Consider the following 17,638-nt stretch of genomic DNA (forward strand, 5'->3'; position numbering starts at 1 on the left):
TGCAATCGATGCAATACCGTGTTCGGCAAGACTCAGGCGGCGTATCGCGCGCTCAAGCCTTACTGCAGTCCGTATGGCATCGGCTATCGTCGTGGCATCAGAAGCGCGAGAGCCGCAGGGTGTTGCGCGATTTGACAGACGCCGAGCTAATAGACATCGGCGTTACGCGTGCGGATGCACGCAGGGAAGCCAGTAAGTCATTCTTCTGGGATTGATCAGCTGCAAGCTTTGCCGCCGGATGCCCAACGGGTGACGTCCTTGACGATCCGCGGTCCCGTGGCGCTTTGCATCATCGGACCAAAGGCATCGAGCTTGGAGGGGGTGCCTTCAGCCTGAACGACGAGCAATGGACGGCTCTCAGGGCTTCCCTTGTGCACGACGAGAATGCGTGGACGGCCGGAGAAGGAATTCAGTTCCGGCGCCAGCCTGTAGGCTGCGAAGGCGGCATCGCCCGATTTGAACCAACAGGCATTTGCGCCAAGAGCAACGCGCTCCATGGTGGAAAGCGCGCTGCGATCAGGCGCCTTCGCCGGCGTGTTTGATTGGCAGGAGGCGATCAGCGCCGCCGTTGCGGCAATCGCGAGAACACGTGTCGTCGTAAGGCGAGGGCGCATCAATCTTGCTCCAATGGACCGGATGAATGGCCTCTTACGTGCCGAAGGTTAAGCAGCGATTACCTCGAGGGCAGAAGCGAACAGACCGCGGCCGTCGGAACCGCCGTGTGCTGCTTCGATGAGGTTTTCGGGGTGCGGCATCATGCCGAGGACGTTGCCCTTGTCGTTCAGGACGCCAGCAATATCGTTGACCGAGCCGTTCGGATTGGTGCCCTCCGCGTAACGGAAGACCACCTGACCATTGCCCTCGATCTTCGCCAGGGTTTCGGCGTCGGCGAAATAGTTGCCATCGTGATGCGCAACGGGGGAGCGGATCACCTGGCCCTTGGAGTAGGCACGGGTGAAATCGGTGTCGGCATTGACGATTTCGAGCTTGATCTCGCGGCAGACGAACTTGAGCGAGGCATTGCGCATCAGTGCGCCGGGCAGCAGACCTGCCTCGAGGAGGATCTGGAAGCCGTTGCATACGCCCAGAACCTTGACGCCCTTGTTCGCCTTTTCGATGATTGCCTGCATCACAGGCATGCGCGCGGCGATGGCACCACAACGAAGGTAGTCGCCATAGGAAAAGCCACCAGGGATGACGATGAGGTCGACGTCCGGAATGTCCGTTTCCGTTTGCCAGATCGTCACCGGTGCGCGACCGGAGATTTTCGTCAGTGCAGCGATCATGTCGCGATCGCGATTGAGGCCCGGAAGTTGAACGACGGCTGATTTCATGAGTGCGACTAAAACCTTGTTTGTGCTTCTGCAAGTTCTCTAAGTACGAGACGCTTTTCAATGCGTTCCAGCCGGCCTTCGTGCCGGCCAAGGACACCGTAAATACTATGTATTTCCTGCTGCATCGAGCTCATTGTGTCGCGCATGCAATGCATTTCGCTCCGGATGTCGTCAAGCGACGCATCCAGTGTGTCGATGTGCTCGTGCATTTTCGTCAACAACTCAAGCATGAGCTCTTGCGTCAATTCAGCCATCGAGTGCGCTCCACGACCAGATTAGTCGACGGAAATATTATAGTTCTCGATCACCGTATTTGCGAGGAGTTTCTCGCACATTGCCTTAAGGTCGCTCTCCGCTTTAGCCTTGTCGGCGCCTTCGAGTTCGACGTCGAAAACCTTGCCCTGACGGACATGGCCGACACCATCGAATCCGAGCGCGCCGAGGGCGCCCTCGATGGCCTTGCCCTGCGGATCGAGAACGCCGTTCTTCAGCGTGACGGTTACACGAGCCTTGATCACTTTATCTTCCCTGTCTTGCTGGCCTGAAAGTCTTACTTCACGAGCACCGGACCGGTGCCGCGCACGGGTTCGTTCTCGTTGATGATACCGAGGCGGCGCGCAACTTCCGAATAGGCTTCGAGAAGTCCACCCATGTCACGGCGGAAGCGGTCCTTATCCATCTTCTCGCGGGTATCGATATCCCACAGACGGCAGGAGTCCGGCGAAATCTCATCGGCGAGGATGATGCGCATCATGTCGCCTTCATACAGGCGCCCGCATTCGATCTTGAAATCGACGAGCTGGATGCCGACGCCGAGGAAAAGGCCGGTCATGAAGTCGTTGACGCGAATGGCGAGCGCCATGATGTCATCGAGCTCGGCGGGATTTGCCCAGCCGAATGCGGTGATGTGCTCTTCCGAGACCATCGGATCATCGAGCGCGTCGGACTTGTAATAGAACTCGATGATCGAGCGCGGCAGCACAACGCCTTCCTCGATGCCCAGGCGCTTGGACAGAGAGCCGGCGGCAACGTTGCGTACAACGATCTCGAGCGGGATCATTTCCACTTCGCGGATCAACTGCTCGCGCATGTTGAGGCGGCGAATAAAATGTGTCGGAATGCCGATCTTGTTCAGATGGCTGAAGATATATTCCGAAATGCGGTTGTTCAGAACGCCCTTGCCATCGATGACTTCGTGCTTTTTCTTGTTGAAGGCGGTGGCATCGTCTTTGAAGAACTGGATCAGCGTGCCCGGTTCCGGGCCCTCATACAGAATCTTTGCCTTGCCCTCGTAAATACGGCGGCGACGGTTCATTGCAATTGTTCTCTATCGTTGGCGCTCTTGGGATAGCGCGAGTGGATCGATCTCGTGGCGTCCCCTTAAAGGAAAAGCGAGGGTTTCACAATCCGCCTGTCACTCCTTCCCCGGAATCCGGGATTGCCGGAGTGCCGCTAAGAGAATCGAAGACTTTCTGCAAAGCAGTCTACAGGTTTTTTGCGATCAACGGAATGTGAGGCGTCCCTGTCGGGGCCGTCATGCAGGCCTTTATCTCTGGCCGGAGCCGTTGACCGACTTACGCAGATCCTGCTGGAGACCGCGGGCAGGGCCTTCCACGCCCCGCCAAGACGCGGTGCGTACAAAAGGCGCTATCTGCAGCGCGGGCATCGGACGGGCCAGCGCGTAGCCCTGAAGCATATCGCAACCGAGGTCACAAAGAATACGGACGTGGTCCATCGTCTCGACCCCCTCCGCCGTGACCAGAATGTTCAGCGAACGGCCGATATCGATGATCGAGCGGACCAGTTTCCGCTGCTCTGCCGAATGGGGCAGCAAGCGGATTAGTTCGCGGTCGATCTTCAAGGTTTTCGGACTCAGCTTCAAAAGGCTGACAATGGACGCATGGCCCGTGCCGAAGTCATCGATTTCTATGTCGATGCCAAGGCGGCGTAGGTGCCGGAGATTGGCGATCACGGCGTCATCGCAATCGTCCAGCGAGATCGATTCAAGCAACTCGAACGAAATCGTGCGTGGTTCGATCTTCAAGCCGCGAAGCTTCTTCGCCAGGTTTGGATCTCCGAGGCGACGCGACGATACGTTGACCGCAATTTTCGGGATGAGGAGCCCCTCATCCTCCCATCGCTTCCGGTCAGCCAGCGCTTGCTCGAGGATGAGGCCGTCGATCGTGGAGACGACATCCAGATCCTCGGCGATCGCCAGGAAACGATCGGGCGCCAGTAAACCGTGCTCCCGGTGCTGCCAGCGAGCCAGCGTCTCGACTCCGGCAACATCGAGCGTTCGGGCATGGAACTGCAACTGGTAGAACGGAACAAACTCCCCCCGTTCCAGCCCCAGTAGGATTTCGTCCGCCAAATGCTTGCTGGCGATGATGCGGCGTCGCTCATCGGTCGAGAAGAATTCGTGCCGGTTGCGTCCGCCGCTTTTTGCGCGGTAGAGCGCTATATCCGCATTGAGCAGAAGTTGCTTGGCATCGAGCGCCGGACTGCTTTCTGTGGCAATGCCGATGCTGGCCCCGAAACGGCAATCATGGCCCTCGTAGCGAATGGGCCTGCAGAGCTTGCGGATGATGCGCTCCGCCAGATTGGAGATCTTCTTCGGCGTGACATCGAGTGTACAGAGGACCACGAATTCGTCGCCACCAATACGGGCGACAAAATCGGTCGAACGGACACTTTCCTTCAGCACTTGCGCTGCATGCTTCAGCATCGCGTCACCGGCGCGGTGGCCGAGAGTGTCATTGATTTGCTTGAAGCGATCGAGATCGATGTGGAGGATCGCGAGCGCCAGGCCGTTCCGGCGACATTGCGCGGAACATTCGTCCAGCATACGGTCCAGGTATCGGCGATTGGGCAAGCCAGTGAGATAATCGTGCAACGCCAGGTGCTCGATGTTCTCCTTGGCGCTTTCGAGCTCCCTGTTTCGGGCTTCCGCGAGATCCTTGGCGCGCTGCAGTTCGTTGTTGAGCCTAACTTCGGCCGTAACATCCCAATTCGCGCCAATCAGCTTGCGACGCCCGTCGCTGTCAAGAAAGAAGGCCGCTTTTGCGCGAATGACGCGCTCGATGCCGTCCTGCCTGATGATGCGGAATTCGTGCTGGAAATCGGTGTTATTGGTGACGCACTCATCGATCGTTGCCAGTACGCGGTCCCTGTCGTCGGGATGCAGCGAGGCCTCCCAGGCGTTGCCGGTGTTGGCCGGCGACGTGTCGGTAATGCCGTAGATCGCCAGAAGGCGGTCGTCCCAATCGACCGTTCCATTCTCGATGTCAGCCTCGAAGACCCCAATATCGGAGATATCAAGGGCAAGATCGAGGCGCCGCGACACGTGCGCAAGCCGCTCCTCCGCCCCCTTACGCGCGGTGATGTCGGTATCGGTGCCGACGAGCCGGGCAGGGATACCGTTTTCGTCCCATTGAACACAGGCGCCCCGGCACTCAATCCAGATCCAGTGGCCATCCCTGTGGCGCTCGCGATACTCGAAGATCTGATAGTCGGGATCGCCGGCATTTTGCCGATCGACGGCCTTTACGACAAAGTCCCGGTCGTCGGGGTGGATGAGTTCGATCCACGTGTCGTAGTCGCCGTCTGCATCCTCGTCGGGCGCCATGCCGCGCATGATCTTCCAGGTATCGGAATAATAGCGTTTGCCAAGACGAAGATTGTGATCCCAGACGCCGAGACCCGATCCGACAAGCGCGTAATTCCAGCGGCTCTCGCGTTCCAGGAGTTCAGCACCGTTCAGTGGCGCCGTGTCGCCGTCAAACGCTGCGGCTTCGACCTTGGTCTTCGATTTAACCCGTTTATCGGGAGTCGCTTGCTTCAATCTGCATACTCGCTCTTTTAGCGTGTATATATTTTGCATTCATTGAATTAAATAGCCCTTAATGTCATAAAAATAATATTCTATTAAAAACAAACACGTAGGATCTATCGGCTTTTGTGTGCCGCTCTATATGCGTGTAACTTTTCCGTAACGTGCATACACTTGGCTGACTGCGCCCTATATCGCGTTGATGGGGGAGGGACCAACATGTCTCCAGAATGGCCAATGTTTATACTGCAATGCATAGTTCTTGTGGGCTTAGCGGGCGTTCTCTTTATTCGCGGCGAGGGCGACTGACGGATAGTCGCAAACAGTCAGCGGATCTCCAGGGAGTGGCGGTCGAACCGGCATCCTGATCAGCGGCGATGCTGCGAGGTTGCTGGTGGCGAGGGTCGAGCGCCTCTAGGACGGCTTTAGGCGGCTCAGGAACTGGGCAAACACCATTGTTCCTTCCGGCCATGGTCCGTGGCCGGACTCGCTGTTGATGTGCCCGGCCTCACCGGCGTCGATGAGGAGCGATCCCCAGCTGGCAGCGATGTCGTCGGCATGCTCATAGCTGCCGAAAGGATCATTGCGACTCGCGATCGTGATCGTCGGGAATGGCAATGGATCTCGTGGATACGGGCCGAATGTCATCAGGTGCTTTGGCCGTATCGCGGGATTGGCGACATCGGGCGGTGCAACGAAGAATGCCCCTGCCACCTTGTTGCGGAAATGGGGAATGGCGTGGATGGCGGACGGAATGCCAAGCGAATGCGCGACCAGTATGACTGGTCGCGTCGCAGCGTTCACCTCTTCGGAGATGCGCTTTACCCAATCGTCGCGGACCGGCTTCGACCATTCGGCCTGTTCGACACGGCGAGCGGTGCTGAGCTTGGCCTCCCAGCGGCTTTGCCAATGGTTGGGACCGGAATTCGTATAACCGGGGATGATGAGGATTTCGGCGTCTGAAGCTTTCATGATGGCGCGGATGTGAGAAAGCCTGGCGGCGATGTCAAGGGAGGGGTGGGACAAGGCCGCGAAATTTGTTATGTTTTTCCGCAGTGCCGGTTGCGTCTCGTATCGGCGTCGTCGCCGATCCTTTCGTTGCCGGCTATCTTGGCTGAGGAGGAGAAAGCCATGACGGCATTCCATGTTATGTCGGGTGCAAGCGATGTCTATACACGCCCGGTCGTCAACAAGATCAGCGTTGCGGATGTCCTCGATGCGCTACGGCGCGGGCTCGACGATTTTCGAGAAAAACCATCCCACTATGTATTTCTATGCTTGATGTATCCGATTGCCGGCATTTTTCTTGCAGTCGCAACATCAAGTGCCAACCTCCTGCCGATGATTTTCCCGCTGATATCAGGTTTCGCGCTGATCGGCCCCATCGCAGCGATCGGGCTCTATGAAATCAGCCGCAGGCGTGAAGCCGGTATGGACACCTCGTGGAGACACGCTCTTGAGGTAACGAGATCGCCGGCGTTCCCGTCGATCATTGCCGGCGGATTGCTGCTGTTCGGCTTCTTCGTCGTCTGGCTCGTCGCTGCGCAGACGCTTTATTCCAACGTCTTTGGGGATGTTTTCCCGCGGTCGATCTCAGTGTTCCTCTCGGAGATCTTCGGCACGCCTGAGGGGATACAGCTGATCATATGGGGGCATCTGCTTGGCCTAGGCTTTGCCATCATCGTTCTGGCCACGACCGTCGTGACCTTTCCCTTGCTGCTGGATCGGGACGTTGGGCTCGTCTGCGCGATGGAGACATCGGTCAGGGCGACTGTCGCCAACCCGGTGCCGGTCTTCTGCTGGGGGCTGATCATCGCCGTTTCTCTCATGGTTGGCACGATCCCACTGTTCGTCGGGCTTGCCCTGGTCATGCCGGTGCTCGGTCATGCCAGCTGGCACCTCTATAGGAAGCTCGTGGCACCACCGGTTGTCTGACGGCTGCGGACTGGAACTGCACCACCTCCCTTGGAGTTTCGCTGAGGGGATACCCCAGGGAGGTCACATATGGCTGCGCCGCAACATCTGTTTACCCGCTTTGCCAGCAAGACGTCTGAATGGGCAGGGAAGCCAGCGACTTTTGTCCTCGCTGTCGCGCTCGTCGCCATATGGGCAGCGACGGGGCCACTTTTCGATTTCTCAGAGACTTGGCAGTTGGTCATCAATACCGGAACGACCATTATTACGTTCCTGATGGTGTTCGTGTTGCAGAATGCGCAGACGAGGGATGCTCGCGCTGTCCAGGCCAAGCTCGACGAGATTATTCTGACGAGCCACGCCGAGAACAAGTTCATCGGGATCGAGCACCTCGATGACGAAGACCTGAAGCACTTGGACCGCCTTGTCGCCAAGGCCGCAAAGGGAGTGCGCGAGGGGCGGACAAAAGGAACGCCGAAAGCGACAAATTCCACTGATGAGACGAACGAAAAGAGGACATCGGCGAAGCCCCGGAAGCCGAAACGGAAAACGGCGCCCTCGAAGGCGCCGTCCCGGTAGTCCAACTTAGGCAGCGCCGAAAACGCGCCGGAAGATCGTATCTACGTGTTTGGTATGGTATCCGAGATCGAACTTCTCGCGGATTTCTTCTTCGGATAACGCGGCACGGACCTCTGCGTCGGCGAGCAATTCCTCGAGGAAGTCCTTGCCCTGTTCCCAAACCTTCATCGCGTTACGCTGAACGAGCCGATAGGCATCCTCACGCGAAACACCAGCCTGCGTCAGCGCCAGAAGTACACGCTGCGAATGCACGAGGCCACGGAATTTATCGAGATTCTTCATCATGTTGTCGGGATAGACCACAAGCTTCTCAATGACGCCGGCCAAACGGTTGAGGGCGAAGTCGAGCGTGATCGTCGTGTCGGGACCGATGGCGCGCTCGACGCTGGAATGGCTGATGTCGCGCTCGTGCCACAGGGCGACGTTCTCCATGGCCGGAACGACCGACATGCGCACCAGGCGCGCTAGGCCGGTGAGGTTCTCGGTCAGAACCGGATTGCGCTTGTGCGGCATGGCAGAAGAACCCTTCTGGCCAGGCGAGAAGTATTCCTCGGCTTCCAGCACTTCAGTCCGCTGCATGTGGCGGATCTCGATCGCGACGTTTTCGATGGAGGAGCCGATGACGCCGAGGATCGCGAAGAACATCGCATGGCGGTCGCGCGGAATGACCTGGGTCGAAACGGGCTCCGGGATCAAGCCGAGCTTGGCGCAGACGTGTTCCTCGACGCGTGGGTCGATATTGGCAAAGGTGCCGACGGCGCCCGAAACCGCACCGGTGGCGATTTCGGCACGCGCAGCCACGAGACGCGCACGGTTGCGGCTCATCTCGGCATAGAAGCGCGCCAGCGTTAGTCCCATCGTCGTCGGCTCGGCGTGAATGCCGTGGCTACGGCCGATGCGGATGGTGTCCTTGTGTTCGAACGCGCGTGCCTTGAGTGCCGCAAGCAGGCGGTCCATATCGGCAAGCAGAATGTCGGCTGCACGGACGAGCTGGATGTTCAGCGTGGTGTCGAGAACGTCCGAAGAGGTCATCCCCTGGTGGACGAATCGGGCATCCGGGCCGACGATTTCTGAAAGATGTGTCAGGAAGGCGATGACATCGTGCTTGGTGACGGCCTCGATTTCATCGATCCGCGCAACGTCGAACGTCGCAGCGCCGCCTCGCTCCCAAATTGTCTTTGCAGCGGATTTCGGGATGACGCCCAGTTCGGCGAGCGCATCGCAGGCGTGAGCCTCGATTTCGAACCAGATGCGGAATTTGGTTTCGGGCGACCAGATGGCGACCATCTCTGGTCGGGAGTAGCGCGGGATCATGGCTTCCTGCTTTCGTTCATAAAAAGAATGCTGGCGCCCCTGTAGCAAAGACAGGCGGCAATCTCAACGCATGCGTTTGGCAAGCGCAATACTCGTGCCGAAAAGGCAGAGAAGGCCGAGCGGAAGAAACAGGCGAATTCCCAGCACGGCAAACTGATAGACCGCGCTGGCTCCGGTAAAGACGAATTGGAACACCCATGTGCGGGATCCAAAAGAGGCGTGCCACGCGGAGTAGAAGACCCGGTAGTCCATGGCGAAGAGAAAGGCCGTCATCAAGATGGTCCCGGCGGCAAGTGCAACGAAGAATGCTGCAAAGCGTGTTTTCAGGGATCGTCGATGCGCAAGGAAGCGGCCCAAGGGCAACATGAACAGCCAGGCCAGTAAACCGCCCGCAAAATAGAGCATTGCGAGATCGCGGACATGTGCCGTCTCCATCCCATTTCTGAGATAGAGCGCGGCCATTGCGGATGCCAGCATCTGGGTGCCCCAGAGAATGGCGCCCACGAAAAGATCGGGGAGGGGCGGGCGAGCCGCCCGAAGCCGCTCGGAAATCAAGGGCGGCCTGCTTTTATCACGACTTGGATTGACCTTCGGCGGCATTTCGTAGAGCGCTGATTGCTGTCTTGTAGGCCTCGAGCGAACCGCCTTTGAAAATCGCCGAACCGGCCACGAGAACATCGCCGCCAGCCTTGCCGATGATCGGCGCGGTTTCGACCGTCACTCCACCGTCAACTTCAAGGTCGATCGGTCTGTCACCGATCAGTGACCGCGCTGTGGCGATCTTGTCGGCCATCGCCGGGATAAATTTCTGCCCGCCGAAGCCGGGGTTCACCGACATGATGAGGATCAGGTCGATGTCGTCGAGCACGTTCTCGATCGCCGAAAGCGGCGTTGCTGGATTAATGGTAACGCCGACCTTCTTGCCCAGCCCGCGTACCGTCTGAAGCGAGCGGTGGAGATGCGGCCCGGCTTCAGCATGGACGGTAATGCGATCGCAGCCGGCTTTCGCGAAGGCCTCAAGGTACGGGTCGACCGGCGCAATCATCAGATGGCAATCGAACACTGCATCCGTATAGGAACGCAGCGACTTGATAACGTCAGGGCCGAAGGAAATGTTCGGCACGAAGTGACCGTCCATGACGTCGAGGTGAATCCAATCGGCTCCGGCGGCCGTTACGTCGCGCACTTCCTGGCCGAGTTTAGCAAAATCGGCAGCAAGGACGGATGGCGCGATGCGAATGGGCGTAGTCATTGAAGTCTCTCCGTAGAACGCATGCCGCAGCGTCAGATCTATTCGATCGGAGTGCTTGGCGGCACGAACGAACCGGCATGCCACTGCAGCATGCGGTAGGGATTGTCGGCCAGTTCATGGCCGGCGTTGAAAGCAATTTTTCCGATGACCGTCTCAAAGGAGGTGCCGCCGATGTGCTGCGCGATGGGCCTGTCGTCCGCGCCGGCATCCTGGGCTGCCTTCGTGGCGATTTCCACCGCCGCATAGGCAGGTAGCACATAGCCCTCCGGCTCGACGCCACTCGCGCGGAACGCGTCGACCACCGGCTTCGCCTCCGGGCGCGCGGCATAATCAGGCAGAACAACGGCGAGAACGCCATCCGCGAGTGCAAGCGGCTGGTCAGCAGCGCGCATGGCGTCGCCACCAAGAATATCGAGGTGAGCTTTTTCCGCTGCGGCATCGCGTGCGATGACGGCAGCGTCGCTACGATCTCCGCCGACAAAGACTTTTGTTGCCCCGGCTTTCTTCAGTCGTCGCACGAGAGCGACCTGCTGCTCCTGGCCCGGTCGATAGGTGTCGGTGAAGACGGGCTTGAGGCCTTTTTCCTCGAGTGCGTTACGGATTGCTTCCGTAAGCTCCCGACCATGGATGGTGCCATCCTCGATCAGTGCGATCGGCGAGGCTGCCCACTCGCTCACGATTGCCTCGATGATCTTTTCCGCTTCGGCGCCATCGGCTGGCGCCATCCGGTAGAACGGCCAGCCATTCTTCAGGGCATCTTCCATGAGAATGCGTGAACGCACGGAGACGGTGATCGCCGGGATATTTGCGTCCTTGAGCTTCGGCAGCGCGCCTTCGAGCGTTTCGCTGCAGAGAAAACCGACGGCCACCTGGACCTTGGCATTAATCAGTGCGTCGGCGATTGCCGCGCCGCTGTTTGCCTCGCAAGTCTCTCCGACCGTAACAATCGTGTTACCATCCTGCTGGACCTTGGCCGTCGCGCCGGCAATGACCTGCGCGCCGATTGGCGCGAGGTTGCCACTCTGTGGCGCTACGACACCGACTATCAGGCCCGCGGCATGGCATTCTGCGGCCGCAAGGAGCAGCATCGGCAGAAGTGCTAGGCCACGCAAAGTATTCATAAAAGCTGCAGGTCCCTGTCGTTTGTCCTGCTCTTTTATCCGTCCGACATCGATCGTCAAAGAAAAACGCACAATCGGGAAGCTTTTCGCCTGGCTTTTGTAGAAAAGGTAACCGATCACCTTCATATTACAGGAAACAGCAAGCCGGTGACGCCGGATGGAGAATGCCTTTGTTGAATAAACAACCGATCGATCCGCGCCTCTACCGAGATGCGATGAGCCGCTTTGGAGGCCATGTGCAGCTCGTGACGACGGCAATCGGCGAGGAGCGCCGCGGCGTGACGATCACTGCCGCTTGCTCAGTATCTGACGACCCTGCAACCGTTCTTGTGTGCCTGAACAATAGCAATCCGAAGAACGACATCTTCTTCCGGAGCGGCATCTTCGCCCTGAACACGTTGGGCGCGCACCATCAGGCGCTGGCCGATGCCTTTTCCGGCCGCACCCAGCTCAGCAACGACGAACGTTTCGCGACGGGTCGGTTCGACAAGCTCGTCACCGGTGCACCCATTCTTCACGACGCCCTTGCCTCCTTCGATTGCCGCGTGAGTGAAATCAAGGAAATGTCGACGCACCATATCATTTTCGGTGAGGTCGTGGCGGTCCGCTACAACGAGGCCAAGCCCGCGCTTCTCTATATGAACCGCGACTATCACACGTTATAACTTCCTGAAAAAGGGAGAAGACATGCCGGATCAAGCGCATCTGCCGCTGCCGTCGTCGATCGACGAGACGATCGCGATGCTGGGCGATCAGGACTATCTGGCTGGGCGGGCACTTGGCACGGTGCTTTTTCTCGCCCTGAAGATGAGGCGTCCTCTCTTCCTGGAGGGTGAGGCCGGTGTCGGGAAGACGGAGATCGCCAAGGTCCTATCAAAAGCCCTGGGGCGGCCGTTGATCCGCCTGCAATGCTACGAAGGCTTGGACATCGCCTCGGCCGTCTACGAATGGAATTACCCGGCGCAGATGCTGGAAATCCGCCTTGCCGAGGCGTCCGGGCTTACCGACCGGGACAGGATCGAGTCGGACATCTTCTCCGAACGCTACCTGATCCGCCGGCCGGTGCTTCAGGCTCTATCGAGCCCGGATGGCCGGTCACCAGTCTTCCTTATCGACGAGCTAGACCGTACCGACGAGGCATTCGAGGCCTTCCTTTTGGAGGTTCTTTCCGACTTTCAGGTAACGATTCCCGAGCTCGGCACGATCCGGGCCGCCGAGCCGCCGATCGTCATCATCACCACGAACCGGACGCGCGAGGTCCACGACGCGCTAAAGCGGCGCTGCCTCTACCACTGGGTCGATTATCCCGATGCCGCGCAGGAGCTGGAAATCATTCGACGCAAGGTGCCGGGCTGCAATGCAGCCCTGTCCACACAGATCGTCGCCTATGTGCAGAAGCTTCGTGCACTGGATCTTTTCAAGAACCCGGGCGTTGCCGAGACGATCGATTGGGCGACAGCGCTGACGGAACTCGACCGGCTGGCGCTCGATCCGGATACGATCTCCGACACGATCGGAACACTGCTGAAATACCAGGACGACATTGCACGCATTCAAAGCAGCGACGGCGCAAAGGTGCTGGAAGATGTCAAGAGCGAGCTGCAGGCGGCGGGATAGCGCATGGATCCGAGAAGCGGACAGGATGGGATCTCCGTTCCACCGCCTCCAGTCGGCGACGGTCGATTTGCAGACAATATCGTCTTCTTTGCCAGAGCATTGCGGAAGGCCGGCATGAAGATCGGGCCGGCGGCGATCGTCGACGCGATCGAGGCGGTCGAGGCAATCGGCATGGGGTCGCGGGAGGAATTTCACGCCGCACTCTCGTCCGTCTTCGTCAAGCGGCATGAAGACAAGGCGGTCTTCGACGAGGCGTTTCGGCTTTTCTGGCAGTCGCGAGATCTCGTCGCAAAAATGATCGCGATGATGTCACCACGCGCGCTGGACACGCGTGACAAGGAAAAGGCGAGGCCCGGTGAAAGCCGCGCCGCCGACGCCTTGCTCGGCGAACGAAGGGACAACAAGCCGCCGCGTGATGAGCCCGACATCGAGATAGACGCACGCTTCACCATGTCTGGCAGCGAGGTCTTCCGGCGGATGGACTTCGCCCAAATGTCAGCGATGGAGATTGCCGCCGCCAAGAAGGCGCTCACGAAACTGCAGTTGCCTCTGGACAAGGTGCGCACTCGGCGCTTCCGGCCGTCGCATGTTCATTCGCATGTCGACCCGCGCGGGACGATGCGGGCGGCATTGCGCAGCGGGGCCGATCTCATTCTTCCGCGATACCGTGAAATCCGGGAGGTCCAGCCGCCCTTGGTCGTTCTCGCCGATATTTCCGGCTCCATGAGCCAGTACACGCGCATCTTTCTGCATTTTCTGCATGTGCTGACGGAGAAGCGCCGGCGGGTGCATACCTTCCTCTTCGGGACGCGCCTTACGAACGTCACCCGCCAAATGCGACACAAGGACCCTGACGAGGCGATGGATGAATGCGCTGCGGCCGTAAAGGATTGGTCGGGAGGAACGCGGATCGGTGAAACGTTAAAGGAATTCAATCGCCTGTGGGCCCGGCGCGTGCTGGGCCAAGGCGCGGTCGTGCTGCTTATCACCGATGGCCTGGAACGCGAGGGAACGGAGCTGCTCGCAGCCGAGATGGACCGCCTGCACCGCTCCTGCCGGCGACTGATCTGGCTCAATCCGTTACTGCGCTTCGATGGCTTCGAGCCACGAGCACGTGGCGTGCGCGCAATGCTGCCGCATGTTGACGAATTCCGACCGGTTCACAATCTATCATCCTTGAGCGACCTCGTGGAAGCACTCGGCGCGACTAGGTCGACCACGTACGACCCGCGCCGGTACCTCGAAACATTGAAAGGCATCGCATGACAGGGACATCTTTTGACCTTGATCCGCTGATGACGGCAGAAGGCTGGCGGAAAGGCGGGCGAGACGTGGCTGTTGCCACGGTGATCGAGACGTGGGGATCGGCGCCACGACCGGCGGGGAGCCATCTGGTGATCGATCGAGACGGCAATTTCGAAGGGTCCGTGTCAGGAGGCTGCGTCGAAGGTGCCGTCATTGCCGAGGCCCTGGACGTAATCGCCGACGGCAAGGCGAAGATGCTCGAGTTTGGCGTCGCGGATGAAACCGCGTGGCGGGTCGGCCTTTCCTGCGGTGGCCGCATTCGCGTCTATGTCGAAAGGCTCGATTGATGGATGCCGCAAATCTTGCGCGTCTCAATGACGCCCGACGCGCTCGCCGGGCCGCGATACTGCTGACTGATCTTGAGAACGGCAACGATAGCGTCGTTCTCGAGGGAGATTCCGTGAAGCCTTGGTTGGTGCCTGCCGTTGAAGCTGCGTTCCGCTCGGGCAGATCGACGTCGATCGAGGTCGACGGGCACCGCTATTTTTTGAACGCGCATCTGCCCCCGGCCCATATCGTGATCATCGGCGCCGTCCACATCAGCCAAATTCTGGCACAGATGGCCTCTCTTGCCGGCTTCGATGTTCGGATCATAGATCCGCGCACGGCTTTCGCTACACCCGAACGATTCCTCGGCATCGATCTGACGGCGGATTGGCCAGTGGACGTACTCAAGGATCGTCCGCTGGATGCCTATACGGCGCTGGTCGCGGTTACGCATGACCCGAAGATCGACGATTTCCCGATTGCCGAGGCGTTGCGGATCGGTTGTTTCTACGTCGGTGCGCTCGGCAGCCGCAAAACGCATGCAACGCGCCTGGAGAGGTTGCGTACCGATGGTGTGGACGAATCCGCGCTTGCCAGGATCAATGCACCGATCGGGCTCAAGATCGGTGCGGCGAGCCCGGCAGAAATCGCGGTCGCCATTCTCGCGGAAATCGTACAGACGTTGCGAACCCGCGACATTTCACCGGCTGGTGACAGGAAATGAAATTTGGGTCTTTTTCTATCGATGATGCCGACGGCGTGGTCCTCGGGCATGCGGTGAAGCTTGCAGACGGCAGCTTGCCCAAAGGGCACAGGATCGATGCCGCTGACATCGACAGGCTCCGCAGCGAGGGTATAGAACATGTCATTGCGGCGCGCATCGAGCCGGGGGACGTCGGTGAGGATGACGCGGCGGGACGACTTGCGAGGGCTGTCACTCCCGACCACCTCCGCTTCTCAGAGGCGTCCACAGGGCGCGTGAACGTGTACTCGACGGTCGACGGGCTGTTCGTCGCAACCCGAAGTGCCGTCGATCGCCTGAACAGGATCGATCCCGGCATAACGCTCGCCTGCCTCAACGACCATGTGCCTGTCCGGAACGGCGACATGGTCGCAACATTCAAGATCATTCCGCTCGCCGTCTCAGGCGCGAAACTCGACGCCGCATGCGAAGTGCTGCGGGCGACGTCGGCATTCGAGGTGAAACCCTTTGCCGGCAGATCTGTCTCATTGATTGCGACGGAGCTGCCTTCGCTGAAGCCGGCGGTGATGGACAAGACGGCGCGTGTGCTTTCCCGCCGGCTCATCGCATCCGGCAGTCATCTCGTTAGAGAGGCGCGGGTTGCTCATCGTGTAGAGCCGGTTGCAGAGGCACTCCGAGACGCATCAGGTTCGCCCGACAAAGCACCGAAGCTGATCATTCTTTTCGGCGCGTCTGCCGTGATCGATGACGAGGACGTGATTCCCGAGGCGATTCGACAGGCCGGAGGCGAGGTGGTGCAGGTCGGCATGCCTGTCGACCCGGGTAACCTGCTCGTTCTCGGCCGCATCGGCGATATCCCTGTGATCGGGGCACCGGGATGCGCGCGCAGCCCCAAGGAGAATGGCTTCGACTGGGTGCTCGATCGGATCCTGGCGGGTGAAGAGCCAAGTGCACTCGACATCAGCGGCATGGGTGTCGGAGGTCTTCTGATGGAAATCCAGGCGCGGCCAAGCCTTCGTGAACAGGAGGCGCAATTGGTCCCCGCGGATAACGTCGTGGCCATCGTTCTTGCCGCCGGCAAGGCCAGCCGAATGGGCGAGGGCGGGCCGCACAAGCTGCTGGCGGAGTTTGACGGCGTGCCGCTTGTCAGGCGATCGGTGAGGACGGCGATCGGCAGTCGGGCGTCGTCAGTCATTGTCGTGACGGGACATCGCAAAAACGACATCGAAGCGGTGCTGTCCGGGCTGAATGCGATGATAGTTCACAATCCGGACTACGCCTCGGGCATGGCCTCGTCGCTCGCGACAGGATTTTCCGTCGAGCAAGCGCGGGACGCGGATGGAGCTTTAGTCATCTTGGCCGACATGCCGGGCGTTTCTAGCAGCGATCTCGATAAGCTGATCTTGGCGTTCCGACGATCGCATGGCCATTCGATCATCCGTGCCGTGTCGCACGGTAAGCGCGGCAATCCTGTGATTATACCGAAATCCCTGTACGATGAGGTCTTGCGGCTGGAGGGTGACGTCGGTGCGCGGCACATCCTTGAGACATCGGGCGTGCCTGTGGCCGACATCGAAATCGGCGACGCTGCGCATCTGGATGTGGATACGCCGGAGGCCGTCATCGCGGCAGGCGGAGTTTTGAAGGGCTAGGGGATGGATGCGGCGGCGATTGAAGAAATGTTTCAGGGGCTTGGCCCCGTCACGATCAAACGGATGTTCGGTGGCAAGGGCATCTACCATATGGGGCGGATTGTTGCGGTCGAGGTGCGCGGCGAGATGCTGCTGAAAGCCGACGAGCAGAGCGCGCCCGAATTCGCTGCAGCCGGGGCGACGCAATGGGCATACGAAGGCAAGAAGGGAAGTCCGGTGAAGATGCCATACTGGTCGATCCCCGACGATGCCTATGACGACCCCGACCTTATGGCGCGATGGGTGCGGCTTGCCTATGAGGCAGCGCTCCGGGCGGAGTGAAACCCTAGAGGAGTTCGTCGGCTTTCAGCCTGTCCATGGCGGCGGACGCGAATGCGGAGAGCGGTTGCGGGAGGTCGGAACGGCTGAACCAGCCGAAGTCCGAGAGCTTTTCCGGCTCAGTGAGCTTCGGTTCGCCGTCGAACTCGGACGCAATATAGAGCAGGGAGACCCAGTGCTGTTCGTCCGCCTTGCTGATAACTTCTGCGGGGCCGAGGAGACTGACGCGGCCAATCGATAGACCGGTTTCTTCTTCGGCTTCACGGCGCGCCGCCTGCTCTGCCGGCTCCATATGATCGACTTTGCCGCCCACAATGCTCCAGTGGCCGGCCTCCGGCGCGCGGAGACGCTTGTAAAGGAGGATCTTGCGGTCACGCAAAATCACCAGACCAACGCCAACGCCCGGAAAATCGATGCCCGGCGTGCCCATGAT

The 17,638-nt window shown here is 59.5% G+C and carries 22 protein-coding genes; 10 read left to right on the forward strand and 12 right to left on the reverse strand.

The annotated features are described in order from the left end of the window. The first annotated feature begins 8 nt into the window (after positions 1-8). Complete coding sequence (locus tag PMI09_RS05065) at positions 9-215, forward strand: DUF1127 domain-containing protein (RefSeq protein WP_443216169.1); 207 nt, start codon at positions 9-11, stop codon at positions 213-215. Here the strand turns inward: PMI09_RS05065 and PMI09_RS05070 are convergent, their stop codons facing one another. The 7 genes from PMI09_RS05070 to PMI09_RS05100 form a co-directional block, all read right to left on the reverse strand. Next, a complete protein-coding gene (locus tag PMI09_RS05070; RefSeq protein ID WP_007789545.1) occupies positions 216-614 on the reverse strand; it encodes a hypothetical protein in 399 nt (132 codons plus the stop codon). 48 nt (positions 615-662) lie between these two features. Then, positions 663-1,334 carry a phosphoribosylformylglycinamidine synthase subunit PurQ gene (purQ, locus tag PMI09_RS05075; RefSeq protein ID WP_007789548.1) on the reverse strand — a complete coding sequence of 224 codons (672 nt, stop codon included), beginning with the start codon at positions 1,332-1,334 and terminating at the stop codon, positions 663-665. Between the two features lie 8 nt (positions 1,335-1,342). Continuing rightward, positions 1,343-1,588: a hypothetical protein gene (locus PMI09_RS05080; protein WP_007789550.1), complete on the reverse strand. Its 246-nt coding sequence runs from the start codon at positions 1,586-1,588 to the stop codon at positions 1,343-1,345. 21 nt (positions 1,589-1,609) lie between these two features. Beyond that, positions 1,610-1,852, reverse strand: a complete 243-nt coding sequence (gene purS / locus PMI09_RS05085; RefSeq protein ID WP_007789552.1) for a phosphoribosylformylglycinamidine synthase subunit PurS — start codon at positions 1,850-1,852, stop codon at positions 1,610-1,612. 32 nt (positions 1,853-1,884) lie between these two features. Then, a complete protein-coding gene (gene purC, locus PMI09_RS05090; protein ID WP_007532892.1) occupies positions 1,885-2,649 on the reverse strand; it encodes a phosphoribosylaminoimidazolesuccinocarboxamide synthase in 765 nt (254 codons plus the stop codon). A 231-nt stretch (positions 2,650-2,880) separates the two neighbouring features. Continuing rightward, a complete protein-coding gene (locus tag PMI09_RS05095) occupies positions 2,881-5,094 on the reverse strand; it encodes a putative bifunctional diguanylate cyclase/phosphodiesterase (protein ID WP_443216170.1) in 2,214 nt (737 codons plus the stop codon). A 483-nt stretch (positions 5,095-5,577) separates the two neighbouring features. Then, complete coding sequence (locus tag PMI09_RS05100) at positions 5,578-6,135, reverse strand: RBBP9/YdeN family alpha/beta hydrolase (RefSeq protein WP_037081977.1); 558 nt, start codon at positions 6,133-6,135, stop codon at positions 5,578-5,580. Between the two features lie 159 nt (positions 6,136-6,294). On the opposite strand from PMI09_RS05100, the gene PMI09_RS05105 reads away from it, so the two are divergent. Beyond that, positions 6,295-7,098, forward strand: a complete 804-nt coding sequence (locus PMI09_RS05105; protein WP_007789558.1) for a DUF2189 domain-containing protein — start codon at positions 6,295-6,297, stop codon at positions 7,096-7,098. Between the two features lie 69 nt (positions 7,099-7,167). Next, the gene (locus tag PMI09_RS05110; RefSeq protein ID WP_007789560.1) at positions 7,168-7,656 is read left to right on the forward strand and encodes a low affinity iron permease family protein; all 489 of its coding nucleotides are present in this window, start codon (positions 7,168-7,170) and stop codon (positions 7,654-7,656) included. A gap of 6 nt (positions 7,657-7,662) precedes the next feature. Here PMI09_RS05110 and purB read toward each other — a convergent pair whose 3' ends face one another. From purB to PMI09_RS05130, 4 genes are all read right to left on the reverse strand, one after another. Then, positions 7,663-8,970 (reverse strand): adenylosuccinate lyase, encoded by a 1,308-nt coding sequence (gene purB, locus PMI09_RS05115; protein WP_007789562.1) that lies wholly within the window; start codon positions 8,968-8,970, stop codon positions 7,663-7,665. Between the two features lie 63 nt (positions 8,971-9,033). After that, positions 9,034-9,570 (reverse strand): hypothetical protein, encoded by a 537-nt coding sequence (locus tag PMI09_RS05120; RefSeq protein ID WP_184450764.1) that lies wholly within the window; start codon positions 9,568-9,570, stop codon positions 9,034-9,036. After that, on the reverse strand, positions 9,542-10,222 hold the full coding sequence (gene rpe, locus PMI09_RS05125) for a ribulose-phosphate 3-epimerase (protein ID WP_007789567.1): 681 nt from the start codon (positions 10,220-10,222) through the stop codon (positions 9,542-9,544). Before rpe ends, PMI09_RS05120 begins: the two co-directional genes overlap by 29 nt. Before the next feature lie 38 nt (positions 10,223-10,260). Then, the gene (locus PMI09_RS05130; protein WP_037081980.1) at positions 10,261-11,343 is read right to left on the reverse strand and encodes a branched-chain amino acid ABC transporter substrate-binding protein; all 1,083 of its coding nucleotides are present in this window, start codon (positions 11,341-11,343) and stop codon (positions 10,261-10,263) included. Between the two features lie 170 nt (positions 11,344-11,513). Between PMI09_RS05130 and PMI09_RS05135 the strand changes: the two genes are divergently transcribed. Genes PMI09_RS05135 through PMI09_RS05165 form a run of 7 tightly spaced genes read left to right on the forward strand, consistent with a single transcriptional unit; the run spans position 11,514 to position 17,208 of the window. Beyond that, on the forward strand, positions 11,514-12,008 hold the full coding sequence (locus PMI09_RS05135) for a flavin reductase (protein ID WP_037081966.1): 495 nt from the start codon (positions 11,514-11,516) through the stop codon (positions 12,006-12,008). A gap of 22 nt (positions 12,009-12,030) precedes the next feature. Further along, positions 12,031-12,960 carry an AAA family ATPase gene (locus PMI09_RS05140; RefSeq protein ID WP_007789576.1) on the forward strand — a complete coding sequence of 310 codons (930 nt, stop codon included), beginning with the start codon at positions 12,031-12,033 and terminating at the stop codon, positions 12,958-12,960. A gap of 3 nt (positions 12,961-12,963) precedes the next feature. After that, positions 12,964-14,226 (forward strand): vWA domain-containing protein, encoded by a 1,263-nt coding sequence (locus PMI09_RS05145; RefSeq protein WP_007789579.1) that lies wholly within the window; start codon positions 12,964-12,966, stop codon positions 14,224-14,226. Then, positions 14,223-14,552: an XdhC family protein gene (locus PMI09_RS05150; protein WP_007789581.1), complete on the forward strand. Its 330-nt coding sequence runs from the start codon at positions 14,223-14,225 to the stop codon at positions 14,550-14,552. The genes PMI09_RS05145 and PMI09_RS05150 overlap by 4 nt, the downstream gene beginning before the upstream one ends. Further along, positions 14,552-15,256 carry an XdhC family protein gene (locus PMI09_RS05155; protein WP_007789582.1) on the forward strand — a complete coding sequence of 235 codons (705 nt, stop codon included), beginning with the start codon at positions 14,552-14,554 and terminating at the stop codon, positions 15,254-15,256. The genes PMI09_RS05150 and PMI09_RS05155 overlap by 1 nt, the downstream gene beginning before the upstream one ends. Then, positions 15,253-16,887, forward strand: a complete 1,635-nt coding sequence (locus tag PMI09_RS05160) for an NTP transferase domain-containing protein (protein WP_007789584.1) — start codon at positions 15,253-15,255, stop codon at positions 16,885-16,887. Before PMI09_RS05155 ends, PMI09_RS05160 begins: the two co-directional genes overlap by 4 nt. A gap of 3 nt (positions 16,888-16,890) precedes the next feature. Continuing rightward, entirely contained in the window at positions 16,891-17,208 is a 318-nt protein-coding gene (locus tag PMI09_RS05165) for a TfoX/Sxy family protein (RefSeq protein ID WP_007789587.1), read from the forward strand. A 4-nt stretch (positions 17,209-17,212) separates the two neighbouring features. On the opposite strand, the gene PMI09_RS05170 is transcribed toward PMI09_RS05165, so the two are convergent. Further along, positions 17,213-17,635, reverse strand: coding sequence for an NUDIX domain-containing protein (locus PMI09_RS05170; RefSeq protein ID WP_007789589.1), 423 nt, complete (start codon positions 17,633-17,635; stop codon positions 17,213-17,215). Positions 17,636-17,638: the final 3 nt, after the last annotated feature.

It is taken from the genome of Rhizobium sp. CF122 (genome assembly GCF_000282035.1).
In the GTDB taxonomy this organism is placed as follows: Bacteria; Pseudomonadota; Alphaproteobacteria; order Rhizobiales; family Rhizobiaceae; genus Rhizobium.

Excerpts from the sequence above, each read along its gene's own strand:
- PMI09_RS05065 (WP_443216169.1), top strand. The coding sequence starts at position 9 with ATGCAATACCGTGTTCGGCAAGACTCAGGCGGCGTATCGCGCGCTCAA.
- PMI09_RS05070 (WP_007789545.1), bottom strand. The coding sequence starts at position 614 with ATGCGCCCTCGCCTTACGACGACACGTGTTCTCGCGATTGCCGCAACG.
- purQ (WP_007789548.1), bottom strand. The coding sequence starts at position 1,334 with ATGAAATCAGCCGTCGTTCAACTTCCGGGCCTCAATCGCGATCGCGAC.
- PMI09_RS05080 (WP_007789550.1), bottom strand. The coding sequence starts at position 1,588 with ATGGCTGAATTGACGCAAGAGCTCATGCTTGAGTTGTTGACGAAAATG.
- purC (WP_007532892.1), bottom strand. The coding sequence starts at position 2,649 with ATGAACCGTCGCCGCCGTATTTACGAGGGCAAGGCAAAGATTCTGTAT.
- PMI09_RS05100 (WP_037081977.1), bottom strand. The coding sequence starts at position 6,135 with ATGAAAGCTTCAGACGCCGAAATCCTCATCATCCCCGGTTATACGAAT.
- PMI09_RS05105 (WP_007789558.1), top strand. The coding sequence starts at position 6,295 with ATGACGGCATTCCATGTTATGTCGGGTGCAAGCGATGTCTATACACGC.
- PMI09_RS05110 (WP_007789560.1), top strand. The coding sequence starts at position 7,168 with ATGGCTGCGCCGCAACATCTGTTTACCCGCTTTGCCAGCAAGACGTCT.
- purB (WP_007789562.1), bottom strand. The coding sequence starts at position 8,970 with ATGATCCCGCGCTACTCCCGACCAGAGATGGTCGCCATCTGGTCGCCC.
- PMI09_RS05120 (WP_184450764.1), bottom strand. The coding sequence starts at position 9,570 with ATGCCGCCGAAGGTCAATCCAAGTCGTGATAAAAGCAGGCCGCCCTTG.
- rpe (WP_007789567.1), bottom strand. The coding sequence starts at position 10,222 with ATGACTACGCCCATTCGCATCGCGCCATCCGTCCTTGCTGCCGATTTT.
- PMI09_RS05130 (WP_037081980.1), bottom strand. The coding sequence starts at position 11,343 with ATGAATACTTTGCGTGGCCTAGCACTTCTGCCGATGCTGCTCCTTGCG.
- PMI09_RS05140 (WP_007789576.1), top strand. The coding sequence starts at position 12,031 with ATGCCGGATCAAGCGCATCTGCCGCTGCCGTCGTCGATCGACGAGACG.
- PMI09_RS05145 (WP_007789579.1), top strand. The coding sequence starts at position 12,964 with ATGGATCCGAGAAGCGGACAGGATGGGATCTCCGTTCCACCGCCTCCA.
- PMI09_RS05150 (WP_007789581.1), top strand. The coding sequence starts at position 14,223 with ATGACAGGGACATCTTTTGACCTTGATCCGCTGATGACGGCAGAAGGC.
- PMI09_RS05155 (WP_007789582.1), top strand. The coding sequence starts at position 14,552 with ATGGATGCCGCAAATCTTGCGCGTCTCAATGACGCCCGACGCGCTCGC.
- PMI09_RS05160 (WP_007789584.1), top strand. The coding sequence starts at position 15,253 with ATGAAATTTGGGTCTTTTTCTATCGATGATGCCGACGGCGTGGTCCTC.
- PMI09_RS05165 (WP_007789587.1), top strand. The coding sequence starts at position 16,891 with ATGGATGCGGCGGCGATTGAAGAAATGTTTCAGGGGCTTGGCCCCGTC.
- PMI09_RS05170 (WP_007789589.1), bottom strand. The coding sequence starts at position 17,635 with ATGGGCACGCCGGGCATCGATTTTCCGGGCGTTGGCGTTGGTCTGGTG.